18 protein-coding genes are annotated in these 17,017 nt (G+C 64.6%); 11 read left to right on the plus strand and 7 right to left on the minus strand.

Annotated features, from left to right (window positions below; translation table 11 throughout):
• From J2W49_RS19430 to J2W49_RS19450, 5 genes are all read right to left on the minus strand, one after another.
• Positions 1-765 carry a DUF4136 domain-containing protein gene (locus J2W49_RS19430; protein ID WP_310320201.1) on the minus strand — a complete coding sequence of 255 codons (765 nt, stop codon included), beginning with the start codon at positions 763-765 and terminating at the stop codon, positions 1-3.
• Positions 766-807: 42 nt separating this feature from the next.
• A complete protein-coding gene (gene ttcA / locus J2W49_RS19435; RefSeq protein ID WP_310320204.1) occupies positions 808-1,749 on the minus strand; it encodes a tRNA 2-thiocytidine(32) synthetase TtcA in 942 nt (313 codons plus the stop codon).
• Positions 1,750-1,884: 135 nt separating this feature from the next.
• A complete protein-coding gene (pncB, locus tag J2W49_RS19440; RefSeq protein WP_310320206.1) occupies positions 1,885-3,117 on the minus strand; it encodes a nicotinate phosphoribosyltransferase in 1,233 nt (410 codons plus the stop codon).
• A 26-nt stretch (positions 3,118-3,143) separates the two neighbouring features.
• On the minus strand, positions 3,144-3,959 hold the full coding sequence (locus tag J2W49_RS19445; RefSeq protein ID WP_310320208.1) for a cysteine hydrolase family protein: 816 nt from the start codon (positions 3,957-3,959) through the stop codon (positions 3,144-3,146).
• A 1-nt stretch (position 3,960) separates the two neighbouring features.
• Positions 3,961-4,704 carry an NUDIX hydrolase gene (locus tag J2W49_RS19450; RefSeq protein WP_310320210.1) on the minus strand — a complete coding sequence of 248 codons (744 nt, stop codon included), beginning with the start codon at positions 4,702-4,704 and terminating at the stop codon, positions 3,961-3,963.
• A gap of 75 nt (positions 4,705-4,779) precedes the next feature.
• Here J2W49_RS19450 and J2W49_RS19455 point away from each other — a divergent pair, with 75 nt between their 5' ends.
• The 6 genes from J2W49_RS19455 (at position 4,780) to J2W49_RS19480 (ending at position 10,689) form a co-directional block, all read left to right on the plus strand.
• Positions 4,780-5,823 (plus strand): SPFH domain-containing protein, encoded by a 1,044-nt coding sequence (locus tag J2W49_RS19455; protein WP_310320212.1) that lies wholly within the window; start codon positions 4,780-4,782, stop codon positions 5,821-5,823.
• Positions 5,820-6,764: a diacylglycerol kinase catalytic domain-containing protein gene (locus J2W49_RS19460; RefSeq protein WP_310320214.1), complete on the plus strand. Its 945-nt coding sequence runs from the start codon at positions 5,820-5,822 to the stop codon at positions 6,762-6,764. The genes J2W49_RS19455 and J2W49_RS19460 overlap by 4 nt, the downstream gene beginning before the upstream one ends.
• A 75-nt stretch (positions 6,765-6,839) precedes the next feature.
• Positions 6,840-7,523 (plus strand): two-component system response regulator CreB, encoded by a 684-nt coding sequence (creB, locus tag J2W49_RS19465; protein ID WP_310320216.1) that lies wholly within the window; start codon positions 6,840-6,842, stop codon positions 7,521-7,523.
• Position 7,524: 1 nt separating this feature from the next.
• A complete protein-coding gene (gene creC, locus J2W49_RS19470) occupies positions 7,525-8,964 on the plus strand; it encodes a two-component system sensor histidine kinase CreC (RefSeq protein WP_310320218.1) in 1,440 nt (479 codons plus the stop codon).
• A gap of 83 nt (positions 8,965-9,047) precedes the next feature.
• Positions 9,048-10,430 (plus strand): cell envelope integrity protein CreD, encoded by a 1,383-nt coding sequence (creD, locus tag J2W49_RS19475; RefSeq protein ID WP_310320220.1) that lies wholly within the window; start codon positions 9,048-9,050, stop codon positions 10,428-10,430.
• A gap of 16 nt (positions 10,431-10,446) precedes the next feature.
• Complete coding sequence (locus J2W49_RS19480; protein WP_310320222.1) at positions 10,447-10,689, plus strand: hypothetical protein; 243 nt, start codon at positions 10,447-10,449, stop codon at positions 10,687-10,689.
• Between the two features lie 84 nt (positions 10,690-10,773).
• On the opposite strand, the gene J2W49_RS19485 is transcribed toward J2W49_RS19480, so the two are convergent.
• Entirely contained in the window at positions 10,774-11,148 is a 375-nt protein-coding gene (locus J2W49_RS19485) for a dihydroneopterin aldolase (protein ID WP_310320224.1), read from the minus strand.
• Between the two features lie 13 nt (positions 11,149-11,161).
• Entirely contained in the window at positions 11,162-11,953 is a 792-nt protein-coding gene (locus J2W49_RS19490; protein WP_310320226.1) for an SDR family oxidoreductase, read from the minus strand.
• Here J2W49_RS19490 and J2W49_RS19495 point away from each other — a divergent pair.
• From J2W49_RS19495 to J2W49_RS19515, 5 genes are all read left to right on the plus strand, one after another.
• Positions 11,952-13,121, plus strand: a complete 1,170-nt coding sequence (locus J2W49_RS19495; protein ID WP_310320228.1) for a class I SAM-dependent methyltransferase — start codon at positions 11,952-11,954, stop codon at positions 13,119-13,121. The two genes, J2W49_RS19490 and J2W49_RS19495, sit on opposite strands and share 2 nt — an antisense overlap.
• A gap of 13 nt (positions 13,122-13,134) precedes the next feature.
• Positions 13,135-13,329 carry a DUF2905 domain-containing protein gene (locus J2W49_RS19500; protein WP_310320230.1) on the plus strand — a complete coding sequence of 65 codons (195 nt, stop codon included), beginning with the start codon at positions 13,135-13,137 and terminating at the stop codon, positions 13,327-13,329.
• Between the two features lie 200 nt (positions 13,330-13,529).
• A complete protein-coding gene (locus J2W49_RS19505; RefSeq protein ID WP_310320232.1) occupies positions 13,530-15,032 on the plus strand; it encodes a serine/threonine protein kinase in 1,503 nt (500 codons plus the stop codon).
• 101 nt (positions 15,033-15,133) lie between these two features.
• Positions 15,134-15,574, plus strand: coding sequence for a thioredoxin TrxC (trxC, locus tag J2W49_RS19510; protein WP_310320234.1), 441 nt, complete (start codon positions 15,134-15,136; stop codon positions 15,572-15,574).
• Between the two features lie 415 nt (positions 15,575-15,989).
• Entirely contained in the window at positions 15,990-16,910 is a 921-nt protein-coding gene (locus tag J2W49_RS19515) for a carbohydrate porin (RefSeq protein WP_310320236.1), read from the plus strand.
• The last annotated feature ends 107 nt before the right edge of the window (positions 16,911-17,017 follow it).

Consider the following 17,017-nt stretch of genomic DNA (forward strand, 5'->3'; position numbering starts at 1 on the left):
TCAGCGCGGTATTTCGATGTTGACCTGGCGTGGCCCGCTGGGTGGCGCCGGGAAGCCTTGCAGCGCCGCCTCCAGCATCGCCGTCCACAGCGCGGGTGTGCTGTTCCAGCGGCCGTCATGTGCCGCGCGGGTTTCATAGACCACCTGGCCGTTGTCGGCACGGCGGATCACCAGGGAGAGTTCGCGCTGGTAATAGGGTGATTCCACGTGCATGAACATGGGTGCCCAGATGATCTGGCCGCCAGCGCCGATGTAGTGGCCGCGCCCGCCCCAGACGCCAATACCTGAGCCATAGCGGTTCCAGGGGTCGCCCCAGAAACCACTGCCCCAGTGGCCCACCCAGGGGTCTTCCCAGGGCGCACGCGGCAGGCGCTGGGTGGTGGCGCTGACCTGGACTTTCCAGGGCGCGGTGGCACCGGGGGCAACCGGCGTCCAGCCCGCCTTGGCCAGTGCGGCCTGGGCCAGCGCCTCCAGTTCGTCCTGCGCCTGGGCGCTGCGACCTTCGCGCTGGGAGGGCAGGCGTTCGAAGCGGTAGGTTTGCGGCGCGCTGGGCACGGCGGCCGCGGGTGTCCAGTTGGCAAAGCTCTCGACCCGGTTGTCCACCAGCAGCACGCCGGCGCAGCCGCCCAATGTCCCCAGCGCGCCGATGGCCAGTCCCAGGCTGGCGGCTCGGGCCAGTCTGGCCAATAAGGTCGCCCGCTTCAATGAAGGCTGTGGAACCTGGCGGGCCAGGCTCTGGAGAAAGGTGGGCAGGGCAAGTTTCATGGTGTGTCCAGTGTGGAAGCCGCCCGCCTCGTCGCTGCGACTTCAGTGGGCCGTCGAAATGGGTATGACCGCCTTGCGGGTCAAGGCGTTCCCGGGTTCATCGAAGTGGCTGGTGATGGACACGGCTTCAGATGCCGGCTGGGGCATGGGCGAGGGCAACGGCTCGACATCAAAGGCCTTGTCGCCGTCTTCGCTGGCTTCCCCGGTGGCCCGGATGGTCTGGAAGGGAAACAGCGTGGTGTCCATCAGGTGGCTGGGCACCACATTCTGCAGCGCAGAGAACATGTTTTCAATGCGGCCGGGAAACTTGTGTTCCCATTCTTTCAACATGTTGCCAACCTGTTTGCGCTGCAGGTTCTCCTGGCTGCCGCACAGCGTGCACGGAATGATGGGGAACTGGCGCAGCTCGGCCCAGCGGGCGAGGTCTTTTTCGGCCACATAGGCCATGGGCCGGATCACCACATGCTGGCCGTCATCGCTTACCAGTTTGGCCGGCATGCCCTTGAGTTTGGCGCCAAAGAACATGTTGAGTAGCAGGGTCTGCAGAATGTCGTCACGGTGGTGGCCCAGCGCAATCTTGGTGGCGCCCAGTTCGCCCGCCACGCGGTACAGAATGCCCCGGCGCAAGCGGCTGCACAGGCTGCAAAGCGTTTTGCCTTCCGGAATCACCCGCTTGACGATGGAATACGTGTCCTGGTTCTCGATGTGGAACTTCACGCCCAGCTTGGTGAGGTAGGCCGGCAGCACCTCGGCGGGGAAGCCGGGCTGCTTCTGGTCCAGGTTGACCACGATCAGCTCGAAATTGATGGGCGCCCGCGCCTGCAGCTTCTGCAGGATGTCGAGCATGCCGTAGCTGTCTTTGCCGCCAGACAGGCACACCATCACCCGGTCGCCTTCCTCGATCATGTTGTAGTCCACGATGGCGCGGCCCACCTCGCGGCACAGGCGTTTTTCAAGTTTGTGGTTTTCCAGCGCTTCGTTCATCGGGTTTCCTAGAGGAGATCAGGCGGCCCACGCCGGTGGGGCAGGGCAAGGGCTCAATTTTGCCTGCAAGCGTCCCCGGGCATGGTGCACTGCGAGAAAGCGGCAAACAGGGCAGCGTGAAAAAAAGCCCTGGCTTCAAGTGCCAATGCGAAACACCTGGCGCAAATACGCCAGAAAGGTCTCGTCGTCGCAGATCGTCTTGCCCGGGGAGTCTGAAAGTTTGGCCACGGGCTGACCGTTGCAGCTCACCAGCTTCATGACGATGTTCAGCGGCGCCAGACCCATGTCGTTGCTGAGGTTCGTTCCGATGCCGAAGCCGGTCTGGATGCGGTCGGCAAAGTGTTCGTACAGCCCGAGGGCGGCGGGAATGTCCAGGCCGTCGGAGAACACCAGCCGTTTGGTGTGTGCGTTGACCTTCAGCCGCGTGTAGTGCGCCAGCGCCTTCTCCCCCCACAACACAGGGTCGCCCGAGTCGTGGCGCAGGCCGTCGAAGAGTTTGGCAAAGTAGAGGTCGAAGTCGGCGAGGAAGGCGTCCATGCCGACCACGTCGGTCAGGGCAACCCCCAGGTCGCCGCGGTACTCCTGCACCCAGTTTTCCAGCGCCGCTTTCTGAAAGCCTTTGAGTTGCACGCCCGTGGCCTGGAAGGTCTGCAGGTATTCGTGCGCCATGGTGCCGATGGGCACGATGCCGTACTTTTTCGCCAGATACACGTTGGAGGTGCCTTTGAAAAACTCGGGCACTTCCCTTGCGAAGGTGGCCACCACTTCATCCTGCCAGGTAGCAGAGAAGCGGCGGCGCACGCCGAAGTCGAAAAACTCGAAGGGGTGTTGGCGTTGCTGGCCACGGGCGCCGAAATCACGCAGCTGAGCCACCTTCTGGCTCAGGCGCTTGCGGCCTTCAGCCAGTGCCTGTGGCGTGGCGAAGCGTCGGAAATACACCTCGTTGACGATGGCGAGCACGAAGATCTCGAACAGCATGACGTGGATTTGGGGCCCCTTGGCCACGATGCTCAGGTCATCACCGTCTACCGCTACCGTGATGTAGCGGTGCTGGAGGCGGAAGATCCGCAGGAAGTCGATGAAGTCGCTCTTCAGGTAGCGCAGGCCGCCCAGGTACTGGAGTTCGTCCTCGGTGAACTGCAGGCTGCACAGGTGCTCGATCTGCCGCTCGACTTCGTCCCGGATTTCGCACAAGGGGTAGGCCGGCGTGTTGCGGCACACGAAGCGGTACTCCGCCAGATTCGCCGGCATGGAATGCAGCATCGGCTGCAACATGGTGAACTTGTAGAGGTCGGTGCCCAGCAGCGAAGTCACGACCGGGACGAATGCGTCCGGTGCTTGCCCCACAGGCATTGGTTGTGTGTTCATGGCGGTTCCCTTGATTTGCTCGAAAGTCATGTGATGGATTGCCTGAACGCATCGACCGTCATCACCCCGGTACCCGCCGCGCGTGCCCGTTCGAACAATGCTTCAGCGAGATTTTCAAACCCGGGCACGGGACTCATGCAGTCACGAAGCAGCACGATACGCGGTGCAACGGATGGCGAACATGCCAGGAAGTGCATGAACTGGTCGTAGCTGGCCGCCACGCAATGGCTCGATGCCTGACCCGCGATGGCAATCACGTCCGCACCTTCGGCCAGGGACCCGGCCAGCGCTGCGTTGAACTGGGTGCTGGGCACGCCAGGAACGGGCGCGTCGGCCTCGAACACGCCGAAGTGTTCGCTCAGCGGGTACTCACCCTTGAGCACCTTGGTGACGGCGCGCTGGTGGGTCATCTCCCAGGCCGCCAGGCTGCGGGCCACATCGTTCTGGATGTTGTGGCCCCAGGTGCCCGTGACGCAATGCACCGGCCAGACCGCCATGCCGGCCTTGCCGGCGATGGCCAGTTGTTCGAGCATGCCGACGACCTGGTCGGTCAAGTCGGCGCGCCTGGGTTTGTAGACACCGGCAACCACGTCGGCCGCCGTGATGAAGGTGAAGGGCGGCACGGGCTGGCCGTCGCGATCACGCCAGAAGGTGGTTCGCTCCACCGCCACACTCGCGTGCGAATCCAAAGTGACGGTGAGCCCATCAATGCGGTCGGCGTGTGCCTCGATGAATCGGGCCAGACGGTGAAGGTCTTCGTTGGAACCAGGCACGGGCAGCGCCGCGCCTTCGATGTCGCAGAAGTCGTTCTGGGGGTCAATGATCAGAAGTCGGGTGTGCATGTCATTCCTGGAGTGATTGAACCTCGAAAGACCGGAACGTGCGAGGAAACACCGCGGCACGGTCACGGTCTCCTATCCGGTAACCCATGGCCGCGCGCCCGGCGACCCCACTGATCGAACCTTCCTCGACCAGGAACTGCGCGTCCAGCATGCGTTTGCGAAACGCGCTCTTGTCCAAGGGGCGACCCAAGACGATTTCATAGGTGCGCTGAAGCTGCGGTAGCGTGAACGGCTCGGGCAGCAGAAAGGCGGGCAGCGAGGTGTACTCCACCTTGCCACGCAGACGCTCCACCGCCGCAGCCAGGATGTCGGCGTGATCGAAAGCCAGGCGCTTGCGCAAGGCCGCATCCACCTCCACCCATTCCGATGCCGCGGACCCCGCCGCTTCACCGTCTTCCAATGGTGGCACCAGCGCAAAGTAGACGTGGGTGGCACACCACCCCCGGGGATCGCGCGTGGCGCTGCCCCAACTGCCCAGTTGCTCCAGGTAGGGTGTTGTGAACCCGGTCTTCTCGCCCAGCTTGCGCATGGCGCAGTCGAACAGGCTTGTGTCTCGTGTCACGTCGATGAAACCTCCCGGCAACGCCCAGCGGCCGGGGAAGGGTTCGGTGGCCGACTCGGGGCGGCGCACCAGCAACACCTTCAACTGCTCGTCCACCACGGTGAAGATCACCACGTCGACAGTGACCAAGGGTCGATCGAAATCGGGCATCGCTTTGCGCGCTGTGGTTTTTTGGGTGGTCATGCTTGACATCTCCTGGTTGAGTTGTACTATACAACCATTAATAGTTGTACTGTGCAACTTAACAAGGAGAAGAAAATGCTTGGCTTCCAGTTCATCAAATCGCAGCCCACCACGCATCTCATGCAGTTCCGTGGCGGCAAGCTCGTGCGTCAGGGGGCGGGCCTGTCCTTTTTCTACTATGCGCCCACCACCTCGCTGGTCGCCGTGCCCATCGCCAGCCGCGACGCAGGCTTCATGCTGGAGCTCGTCACCAGCGACTTCCAGAGCGTGACGGTGCAGGGTGAGGTCACCTACCGGGTGGGCGACCCCAGCCGCATCTACAAGATGATGGATTTCTCGCTCAAACCCGATGGCGCTTCCTACGCCTCTGAAGACCCGGACCGCCTGAAGGGGCGTGTCGTGATGCAGGTGCGAGCCATCGTGCAGCAGGTGATCCAGGGGCTGCCCCTGCGCAATGCGATCAAGGCCAGCGCTGAGGTGGCTCGGGCAGCGCAGGCCCAACTGGGCAGCCAGCCAGAGATCCAGGCGCTGGGTCTGGAGATCCTGGGCGTGTCCGTGGTGGCCATCAAGCCCACGCCGGACATCGCCCGTGCGCTGGAGGCCGAAGCCCGCGAGGCCAACCTCAAGGCGGCCGATGACGCCATTTCCCAGCGCCGCATGGCCGGCGTGCAAAACGAGCGGGCCATCCGGCAGAACGAGCTCGACACCGAAATTGCTGTGGAGGTGAAGAAGCGCGAGATCCAGGAAACCCAGATGGAAGCCAAGGCAGCGGCCATGCGGCGCCAGAATGAACTGCGGGCCGAGCAGATGAGCGCCGACATCGTGTTGGAAAACGAACGCAAGGCGTTCGTCACCAGCGAGGCCGAGAACACACGCCAGGAAGCAGAGGCCCAGGCGCACAAGGTGCGCGCCGTGATGGATGCCCTGCAAAACGCCGACCCCCGGGTGGTGCAGGCCCTGGCGGCCGTGGGCATGCAGCCCGGCCAGCTCATCGCGCAGGCCTTTGGTGGCATCGCCGAACGCGCCGAGCGCATCGGCCAGCTCAACATGTCGCCCGAACTGCTCAGCTCGTTGCTGGGCGCCGGAGCAGGCTCGGGCGCCGAATGGAGGCGGGAATGAGCAACACGGCATCCCAAGGCGAAAGGCGGGTGGTGCTGGTGACCCGGCGCACCCGGCTGGACGACCTGATCGCGCGCTACAACACGCTCGGGCAGGCCAGGTTCTACGTGGAGCATCTGGGGGCCGACTTCACCGACTACCTCAAGGAAAGCGAAGCCTACGCGGCCAGCTTGAGACTGACGGTGCAGGCCCTGCAAGCCTGGGGGCGCTACCAGATCGTCGACCGCTCGCTGCTCGCCAACTTTGTCTTCGACCCGTCAGACATCGTGGTGGCGCTGGGCCAGGACGGACTGGTGGCCAACACCATGAAGTACCTGGAAGGCCAGTCCTTGGTGGGGCTGAACCCTGAGCCCTCGCGCTGGGACGGCGTCTTGCTGCCGTTCCAGCCGGTCGACCTGGGCAAGATCCTACCGGGCGTGGCCGCTGACCAGCGCGACACACGCTCAGTGACCATGGCCGAAGCCCGGCTGAGCGATGGTCAAGTGCTGCGCGCGGTGAACGACCTGTTCATCGGGCCACGCAGCCACACCTCAGCACTCTACGAGCTGACGCATGGCGCGAAGGCCGAATTTCAGTCTTCCTCGGGCTTGATCGTCTCCACCGGGTTGGGCTCCACGGCCTGGCTCAAGAGCATCGTGACGGGCTCGCTGGCCATTGCGCGCACACTGGGCACACCCTCATCGGCCAAGGCCTATCAGCCCATGCCCTGGGAAGAGCGGGCGCTGGTGTTCGCGGTACGCGAACCGTTCCCGACCCGGACTTCACAGGCCACGCTGGTGTACGGCCGCGTGCAGCCAGGCGATCCGCTCAAGGTGCGCTCCCGCATGCCGAACAACGGCATCATCTTCTCCGATGGCATGGAAACAGACTACCTGCAGTTCACGGCGGGGATGGAAGCGATCATTGCGCCATCGAAGATCAGCGGGCAGTTGGTGGTGTGAAAGCACGTCCGTCCAGGGTCGTCGGCACCCTCGCAGGTAAGATCGCCGGCACCCCCGAACCCCACGGTGATCCCCATGCGCAAGCGCATCCTATTGCTGGAAGACGAACAGGCGATTGCCGACACGCTGCTCTACGTGTTGCGCAGCGAGGGGTTCGAGGTGCGTCATGCGCGCCTGGTCAGCGAGGCGCTGCAGGCGCTGCACAGCGAGCCACCCGACCTCGCCATCCTCGACGTGGGCGTGCCGGATGGCAATGGCTTCGATGTGTGCCGAGCGATCCGCAAGACCAGTGACCTGCCCATCGTTTTTCTGACCGCGCGCAACGAGGAAATCGACCGCATCCTGGGCCTCGAACTCGGCGCCGACGATTACGTGAGCAAACCCTTCTCACCACGCGAGGTCTGTGCCCGCGTGCGCGCCATCCTGCGGCGCAGCGCGCCCGGGCGCGACGCCGGGGCTGCCGCCGCGCCCGCGGCGGCGCTGCAGCTCGACGAGGCGGCGCAGCGCATCCGCTGCGGTGGCGATTGGCTTTCGCTCACGCGCTACGAATACCTGCTGTTGGCCACGCTGCTCAAGCGCCCGCAGCGCATCTTCTCGCGCGCCGAACTCATGGACCTGGTGTGGGCCGAGGCGCTGGACACCTCGGAGCGCACGGTGGATGCCCACATCAAACTGCTGCGCGCCAAGCTTCGCGAGCGCGGCGTGTCGGCCGATCTGATCCAGACCCACCGCCACATGGGCTATTCGCTACAGCTCTGACATGCGCATCGGCCTTCGACTCCTGCTTGGCTTCTTCCTGATCCTGGGTCTGGCGCTGTTCGTGGTACTGAGCATCTTTCTCGAAGAGGTGAAACCCGGCACTCGCCTGGCCATGGAGGACAGCCTGGTGGACGCGGCCTATGGCTTTGCCCAGCTCGCTGCGCCCGACATGAAAGCCGGGGTGATCGCCAGCGGTGGCTTCGCGCAGGCGATGTCGGCGCTGCCCGCGCTCAGGCCCAATGCCTCGATCTGGGGTTTCCAGAAGGACCGCATACACACCCGCATCACCGTCACCGACGAGCGCGGCATCGTCGTGTTCGACAGCCGCGGGCAGGACCTGGGCAAGGACCATTCGCGCTGGAACGACGTGTACAGGACCCTGCGCGGCGAGTACGGCGCACGTTCCAGCGGCGAAAGTCCCTACGACGCCGACCAGACGGTGATGCACGTGGCCGCGCCCATCCGCGATGGCGAGCGGATCATCGGCGTGCTCACCGTCTCGCGGCCCAACCAGACGCTGGAGCCCTACATCCAGCGCAGCCGCGACCGCATCCTCAACTGGTCCTGGGGCCTGCTGGGCATCTCGCTGCTGGTCGGCCTGTTGTTCACCTGGTGGATGGCCAGCTCGCTCTCGCGCCTGCGCGGCTACGCCAACGCGGTGGCGCGCGGCGAGCGCGCCGAGCTGCCACGCATGGGCCGCCTCTCCGGCAACACCGAGTTCAGCGACCTGGCCCAGGCGGTCGAGCGCATGCGCCTCAAGCTCGAAGACAAGGCCTACGTCGAGAACTATGTGCACACCCTCACGCACGAGCTCAAAAGCCCGCTGGCGGCCATCCGCGGCGCGGCCGAATTGCTGCAGGAGCCGCTGCCCGAGGCCGAGCGCGAACGCTTCGCCGCCAACATCCAGCGCCAGACCGAGCGTCTGCAGCAACTGATCGACAAGCTGCTCGGCCTGGCCGACGTGGAGCAGATGCGCCAGCTGCGCGAGGTGGAAAGCGTGGACCTCTCCGCCCTCACGCGCGAGCTGCTGCACACGGCCGAGCCCCGCACCCGGCGCAAAGGGCTTCGCGTGGTGGACCAATTGGGCGAGGGCATGGTGGTGCAGGGCAACCGCTTCCTGATCGCACAGGCGCTGCAGAACCTGCTGGACAACGCCATCGACTTCTCGCCCCCGGGCGGTGCGCTCACGCTGCGCCTGGGGCAGGCCAGCGGTGGTGTGGAGTGGTCGGTGCGCGACGAGGGGCCGGGTGTGCCCGACTACGCAGCCGGCAAGATTTTCGAGCGCTTCTATTCATTGCCGCGCGGCGAGGCCGAGGAAAGAAGCTCCGGTCTGGGCCTGTGCCTGGTGAAAGAGGTGAGCGACCTGCACGGCGGCCAGGTCCGCGTGGACAACGTCGAAGGGCCGCGCGGCTGCCTGGCCACCTGGCGACTGCCGGCCTGATTTCACATTCGCTTCACACGGGTCGCGCGAGCACCGCACACCCGTTTTCAAGAATCGTTCCGTTCCCAACAACGGAGTGAGAAGTGAACAAATACCCCCTGCTGAGCAAGACGCTGGTCATCGGTTTTCTGATGCTCCTGTTGTCCATTCCTCTGATGATGGTCCGCGACGTGATCCAGGAGCGCAGCATGAACCGGCGCGCGGCCACCCAGGAAGTGGCGCGCGCCCATTCGGGCAGCCAGACCCTGACCGGCCCCGTGCTGCACGTGCCCTACACCGAGACCTACACGCGCACGCTGGTCGTTGATGTCGAGAAGAACACCAAGCGCGAAGAGACCGTCAAGGAAACACGCGTGGTGACTGTGTTCCCGTCCACCATGGACACCCGCAGCCGCCTCACCACCGAAACGCGCTGGCGCGGCATCTTCCCGGTCACGGTCTACAACAGCCGCCATGACAGCACCGGGCGCTTTGTCTGGACCGGCGTGGCGCCGCGCGAGAAAGGTGGCCAGATCACGCTCGGGCAACCCCGGCTGACGCTGGGCGTGAGCGACCTGCGCGGCCTGCAGGGCCGACCCGAACTCGCCCTGGACGGCAAGGCGCTGGCCGTCACCGCGTCCCCGGCCGCCGAGCAATTGCCCTTGCCACTGGCCGCCCCGGTGGATGCCAGTTGGCTGCAGCCCGGTGCCACCCTGGACTTCACGCTCGGCATGGACCTGGCAGGCACGGGTCGCATCGGCTTCGTGCCGCTGGCCGACGACAACAAGGTGACGCTGACCTCGCCCTGGCCGCACCCGAGCTTTGGTGGCGACTTTCTGCCGCGCAGCCGCACGGTGTCTTCCCGGGGCTTCGAAGCCAACTGGAGCGTGCCATCACTTTCCACCCAGGCTCAGCAACAGTTTCTCTCGGCCGGCAAGGAGCGCGCCGGCATTGACAGCTTCTCGGTATCGCTCGACAACCCGGTGGACGTATACCGCCTCACTGAGCGCGCCACCAAGTACGCGATGATGTTCATCGTGTTGACCTTCGCCGCCTTCTTCGTGCTGGAGATGGTCAAGCGCTGGCGCATCCACCCCATGCAGTACCTGATGATCGGCGCCGCGCTGGTGCTGTTCTTCCTGTTGCTGCTTTCTCTGTCGGAACACCTCGACTTCATCTGGGCCTACCTGCTCGCCAGCCTGGCCTGCATCGGGCTGATGGGCCACTACCTGCGTCACATGCTCGGCGGCTGGCGGCCCAGCCTGGGCGTGAGCGGCATGCTCGTGGCCCTGTACGGCGTGCTCTACGGCATCCTGATCTCCGAAGACAACGCGCTCATGATGGGCTCGCTGCTGCTCTTTGGCGTGCTCGCCGCCATCATGGTCGCCACCCGCAAGCTCGACTGGTACAACGTGATGGGCAGTGAGCCCAAGCCGACCGATCCACCGCGTTCACCGCAGATGCCAACACCGGAAGTCGCAGTCTGAGCGGGGCAGAGCGATCATGGCCACCTGCCTCCACTTCGCTCAAGCGGCCACTGCCGCGCTGCATCAGGAACTGGTCGACACGCGCGAGGCCCTGCGATCAGGCGCACACCTGGACGGGGCACCACGCGAACAACGCCAGCGCCGCGCCCTGGCCAGTCGGGTGTTCCTTCTGTCACTGCAATCGCATTGGAACAGGTGTTCAGGGTCGAGCGTCAGTGGTTCATCGCCTTTGCCATGGCCGCCGCGCGGCGGCAGCTGATTCGCAGGTGCTGCTGCAAGAACGATGGGCCCCTGGATCTTGGTCGATACCACGCCACGCAGAGGCGTCGGTTTCGACCATGGCTCACCAGCGCCCACTCTCCATCCGGATCGCCACCTCGCAGTCTTCAAAGATGGCCAGCTTGGCGATCTTCACGCGCACGCCGATCACGCCGGGCAGTTGCATGAGGCGGTGGGTGAGTTTGCCGATCAGGCTCTCCAGCAGGTTGACGTGTTCGGCGGTGCACTCGTCGATGATGATCTGGCGCACCTTGCGGTAGTCGAGCACGTGGCTGATGTCGTCGTCGTGCGGTTGCAGGGGCTGGGTGCCCTGGTTGAGTTCGGCGTCGACCTGGATCGGTTGAGGCGCCAGCTTTTCCTGCTCCAGGATGCCCAGGTTGGCGTTGAAGCGCAGGCCGGTGAGGGTAAGGATTTGTGTGCCGGCAAGGTGGGCGTTCATGGCAGTGGGCAGATCACATCAGCGAAAAGTCGCGCTCGAAGCGCATAAGATGCTGGCCGCCGTCCACCAGCAGGGTGGTGCCGGTGATGGAGCGGTTGTCCAGCGCGAAGGCCACGGTGGCCGCCACGTCCTGCGCTGTGGACGAGTGTCCCAGCGGAGACTGGCTGTGCAGCTCAGCGAACTTCTCTTCGCTGAGCATGTGGCTGGTGAGGGTGAGGCCGGGGGCCACACCTACCACGCGCACGCACGGTGCAAGCGCCAGCGCCAACATGGTGTTGGCGGCTTCCAGGGCCGCCTTTGACAGGGTGTAGCTGAAGAAGTCCGGGTTCATGTTCCAGAGCTTCTGGTCGAGCAGGTTGACCACCGCGCCCTCGCCGTCGCGCGACGCCAGGTGTGCATGCAGGGCCTGCGCCAGCAACACGGCGGCGCCGGTGTTGGCGCGCAGGTGGGTGTCCATGGCTTCGAAGCTAAAGCTGGCGGCGCTGTCGTGTTCAAAGGTGGAAGCGCTGTTGACCACGGCGTCCACGGCGCCAAAGCGCGCCACCACCGCCGGCAGCAGGCCGCGCACGCTGGCTTCATCACCCAGGTCGGCAAAGAAGGCGGCGGCGCTGCCGGTGCGGCCGGTGAGAGCGTCGCAATCGGTGACGGTCTGCTGCGCCTCAGAGGCCGAATGGCGGTGGTGCACCGCCACGTTCCAGCCGTCGCGTGCCAGCCGCAACGCGATCTCCCGCCCCAGGCGTTTGCCGGCGCCGGTGACCAGCGCAGTCCGCGCAGGGGTTGGATCGGGGAGAGGGGCAAGGGGCATGAAGGACAATCGACGGGTGAGAACCGAATCTGTGAACGAGCCGGCAAGTTTAACGAGCGCCCTGCGCCAGCGGTTGCACGAGGCCATCCGCGCGTCGGGTGGTTGGCTGCCGTTTGATCGTTTCATGGCCATGGCGCTGTACGAACCGGGGCTGGGCTACTACGCCAATGCCTTGCCCAAATTCGGCCGTCTGCCCTCAGGGGTCGATGGGCAAGGCAGCGACTTTGTCACCGCGCCAGAACTCTCCCCGCTGTTCGGCCACACGGTGGCCCGCCAGGTGGTGCAGGCGCTGGAGGCCACGGGCACCGAAGAGGTCTGGGAATTTGGTGCCGGCACCGGCGCGCTGGCGCTTCAGGTGCTGGATACATTGGCGGCGCAGGGCCGCGCTCTGCGGCGTTACACCATCGTGGATGTGTCGGGCAGCTTGCGCCAGCGCCAGCAGGCCACGCTGGCTGCCCATGCTGGGGTGGTGAGCTGGGCCGATGCCTTGCCTGACGCGTTTGAAGGCGTGGTGCTGGGCAACGAGGTGCTGGACGCCATGCCGGTGCAGCTGCTGTACCGCAGAGGTGGACAGGCCGATGGCGTGTGGCACGAACGGGGCGTGGGGCTGGATGCAGCGGGTGCGCTGGTGTGGGTGGACCGCCCCAGCGACCTGCGCCCCCCGGTCGACATCGAAGGCCCGCACGACTACCTCACCGAGATCCACCCACAGGCCGAGGCGTTTGTGCGCACCCTGGCAGACCGCTGGCGCAAAGGGGCCGGGTTTTTCTTCGACTACGGTTTCCCGGAAGCCGAGTACTACCACCCCCAGCGCCACATGGGCACGCTGATCTGCCACCGCGCCCACCGCAGCGACGATGATCCGCTGGCCGACGTGGGCGAAAAGGACATCACCGCGCACGTGAATTTCACTGGCGTGGCCCTGGCCGCGCAGGACGCGGGCCTGGGTGTATTGGGTTTCACTTCGCAAGGGCGCTTTCTCATCAATGCCGGCTTGATGGACGTGGCCCAGGGCGTGGGCGCCAAGGAGAACGCCATGCTGGGCAAGCTGGTGAACGAGCACGAGATGGGGGAGCTGTTCAAGGTGCTGGCCCTGGCGCCTGCGCAAAGCGGGGAAGGCTGGGTTCCTGTCGGCTTCAGCGCGGGCGACCGGACCCACAGGTTGTGAAGGCGAGCCGACCATGATCCGCTGGATGATCGTCATCTTTCTGGCCTTGCTGCTGATCAGCTGGTTCACGCCGCTGCTGCACAAGCTGGGCTTTGGCAAGTTGCCGGGTGATTTCCGGTTCAAGGTGTTTGGCCGCGAGTGGTTCCTCCCCATCACCACCACCATTTTGCTGAGCTTTTTGGCCAGTCTGATCTCCCAGCTCATCTGAGAGACTGAGAGCCTTTCGCTCACACCCGAAAACCGCTCAGCCGCTGCTCCCGGGGGCAAAACCCTTTCGGGAACAGCGGCAGTCCGTGATATTTCTGGCAATTTGATCGCTCGACCTGGCGCCAGAGGGCCGTTTCCCCGTTTCGGTTGAAGTAGGGTTGCGCTGTTATTCAGACAGTCACCCGAGGTGTTTTTCTTCTTATGTCTTCCGAACAGATAGGCCGGTACGTCGTTCTCGACCTCCTGGGCGATGGTGCCATGGGTGTTGTGGTGCGAGCCTATGACCCGGATCTTGGGCGGGTGGTTGCCATCAAGACCCTTCGCACGTCGGGCATGTCCGCAGAGGCTGTGCAGGCGCAGGAACGGCGCTTCGTGGTCGAGTCGCGCTCGGTGGCCCGCTTGCGTCATCCCGGCATCGTGGCTGTCTACGACGTGGGGCGAAGCGACCAGGGCGCCTACATGGTGATGGAATGCGTGCACGGGCTGAACCTGCGGCAGTGCCTGAATCATGGTGTCCGCTTTTCAGTCCCCGGGGTCGTGCACCTGATCGACGGGGTCCTGGCGGCGCTGGAGCACGCGCACGAGCACCACGTGCTGCACCGGGACATCAAGCCGGAGAACATCCTGGTGGACAACCAGGGCAACGTGAAACTGACCGACTTCGGCATCGCCAAAATGCTCGACCCGGAGGGCACACAGGCCACGTTGGTCGAAGGGCAGCTGATCGGTACACCCCGCTACATGGCGCCGGAACAACTCAGGGGCGAGCCGCTGGACGGGCGATGCGATGTTTTCGCCTGTGGGGTTCTGCTGTTTGAGCTGTTGACCGGCCGCCCACCGTTTGGTGGGACGCAGTTTGTCGAAATCACCCAGAACATCCTGAATCAGGCCACGCCCAGGGCCTCGGACCTGTCGCCAAACGTGACCGCCGAGCTGGAATGTGTTGTGCAGCAGGCCCTGGAGAAGGACCGGTCGCTGCGCTTCCCGACGGTGACACATTTGCGTCAGGCGTTGGCCGCTGCCGGTGCCGATGCGGCGTTGGGCGGGCAGGGGCACACACCCGGTGCGCCCTCGGAACTGCGCGACTGGGTTGCTGCGGACAGCCATTCAACCTTGGCGAATCTGCTGGCAACGGTCAAGCCGGCACAGCTCGCCGGCCAGGTGGATGCGTGCTCGCCACCCCGTTCTTTTCCTGCGCAGGTCGATATCAGTCTGACGGCGCCCACGCAGGCCTTTTTTGCTGACCCGACCCGTGCCCCTTCTGGCTTCGAGCGCACGCAGCGGATGGATGGCAGATTCATGCGGCTGTGGGAGCGGGTGCCCGCGACTTTGCGCTCACGCCCTGCCGGCTTGATCTGGGTGCTGGTGATCGGTGTGGTCGGGTTGCTTGGACTCCAGATGGGCCAGCCAGACAAGCCCACCGGATCGGCAATCCTGGTGGTCACCGAGACCGCGAGCGAGAAACCTCCCGCCGAAGAGGCTCTCCCTTCAAGCCCGACAGCCACAGCGGCCCTGTCGATGAGCGAGGTTCCTCCCGCCGAAGAGGCTCTGCCTTCCCTGGTGGACAGACCCCCGCTGGTCTCGCGGGTGCCGCCGCGCGAGCCTTGCTCCAACCTGGGCTTCTTCCAGCGCGAACGCTGCCTCTGGACGGAGTGCCAGACCAACCGTTACCGGAACCACGCGGTTTGTGCCCGGTTTCGCTGAAGCATGCGGTGACGCTCCGCAGAAATTCAGATACCCCATAGGGTGTCTTGAAATCCATGGATCGGGCCCGCATCTGGCGTGCAAACCACTGAGGTCCATCCATGTCCACTGAACCCCTGCACATCGTCTGCCCCCACTGCCACACCACCAACCGCGTGGCCACCGCCGCGCTGGCCCAGGCGCCGGATTGCGGCAAATGCCACCGGCCTTTGTTCACCGGCCACCCGGTCGCGCTGGACGAAGCGGCCTTTGACAAACACATTGCCCGCTCGCAGGTGCCGGTGCTGGTGGATTTCTGGGCGCCCTGGTGTGGCCCCTGCCGCATGATGGCGCCAGCCTTCGAGCAGGCAGCGGCTCAGCTTGAGCCCGGAATGCGGCTGGTCAAGGTCAACACCGAAGAGGCGCAAGCCCTGGCGTCGCGGTTGCAGATCCGCAGCATCCCCACTCTGGCGCTGTTCGTGGATGGGCGTGAAGTGGCTCGCCAACCCGGCGCGATGGGGGCCGCAGACATCGTTCGCTGGGCCCGATCCCATCGCCGCTGAAGGCTCGGGCCTTCTGCGCATGAGCGTCGCCCAACAGCGCGGCGCATTTCGCTCGGTTCCCGATCGCTGGCAGGCCTGACGGTGTGGGCGAGGCGGCTTTTGTTGCGCCTGCGCATCAAAAGTTCAGTTTTCAGATGAAGTGATTACGTTACTGGTACGTAACTGAAAAATTCAATAAATTCAAATGGTTAATACATAAATTACAGTTATTAATTAAAAGTTAAAGGGCGACCTATGTAATCGAGTTACGGGAAAACCCTGCGGTCTGTCTTCGTGGGGTAACGGTTCAATGCGCAGGCCGATCGACCTCGCTTTTCGCGTGGCGGACGGCACAAGACGGCTCGTTTGCCGGTGCCGCCTGGCTTCAGGCTGGCGCCAGGCACGCGACTGAACCCACAACACGGAGACCTTTCCCATGAACCGTTCCACTTCCGCCCTGGCCATCGCGGCCGCTCTTTCCTGCGCCTCTCTTGCTCAAGCCCAAGTGGCATGGGATGCCAACCTGGAGCTCGACACCACCTATTTCAACGAGATCGACGCACCGGCCGCCAATGCCCGCGAAAGCGATCTCACCCTGGGTGGCCGCATCGAAATCAACGCCACCACGCCCGTGTCGAACAGTGGCGCTTTCGTGAAAGCCCGCGCCAGCCTGCTGACCAAGAAGGACGGCGGCGCCGCTGTTGACGACATGTGGGTGCAGTTCGGTAATGCCGGTGCCGACTTCAAGCTCGGCCGCTTCGAAGCCATGGACCTTTTTCCGCTGGGCAAGGACGTGATGGTCGAAACCAACGTCGGGGGTTATGAGGCCTACCGCGCTCAGTTCCTGCGCGGCCGTTTTGGCAGCGACGTGTTCCATGGTGCCGTGGGCATCAATGCCGGTGAAAGCCTGCGCATTGAGCTCGGCCTGGTGCAGACCAAGGAGGCCGGTCTGGCCAAGGGTTTCCGTCCGGCCGTGGCCTACACCGCCGGCCCATTGACGCTGCGCGCGGGTGTGGAAGCGGTCAAGATCGTTGGCCAGGACGACCACGAAAACGGCGCCGGCGTTTCCGCCAGTTACCAGTTCAGCAAGGACGCCGTGCTGCACACCAGCTTCGCCAAGCGCGGTGACGACAAATCCGTGGGCGTGAACGCCATTTTCGGTGCCGCCGGCTTCGGCGTGGTGCACGGCAAGGGTGCCACCGCCGCCCAGAAGGCCACCACGGTGTACGCCGCCTACTCATTCCCGCTGATGGGTGTGAAGGGCGCCTTCATCACCCCGGCGCTGAGCTACGCCAAGGGCGGTACCGGCACCGACAACCAACTGGCTGCGCGCGTGCGCATCAACTACGCGTTCTGATTTTTCCCCTGTGTTCCAAGGTTTGCATTGAGCAGGGAGCGATCCGCGCGAGCGGTCGCTCCCTTTTTTTTCTTTCCCCATCTGCATTCGGCCGACAATGGCGACAT

The organism is Hydrogenophaga palleronii (assembly GCF_031457455.1).
GTDB lineage: Bacteria > Pseudomonadota > Gammaproteobacteria > Burkholderiales > Burkholderiaceae_C > Hydrogenophaga > Hydrogenophaga palleronii_A.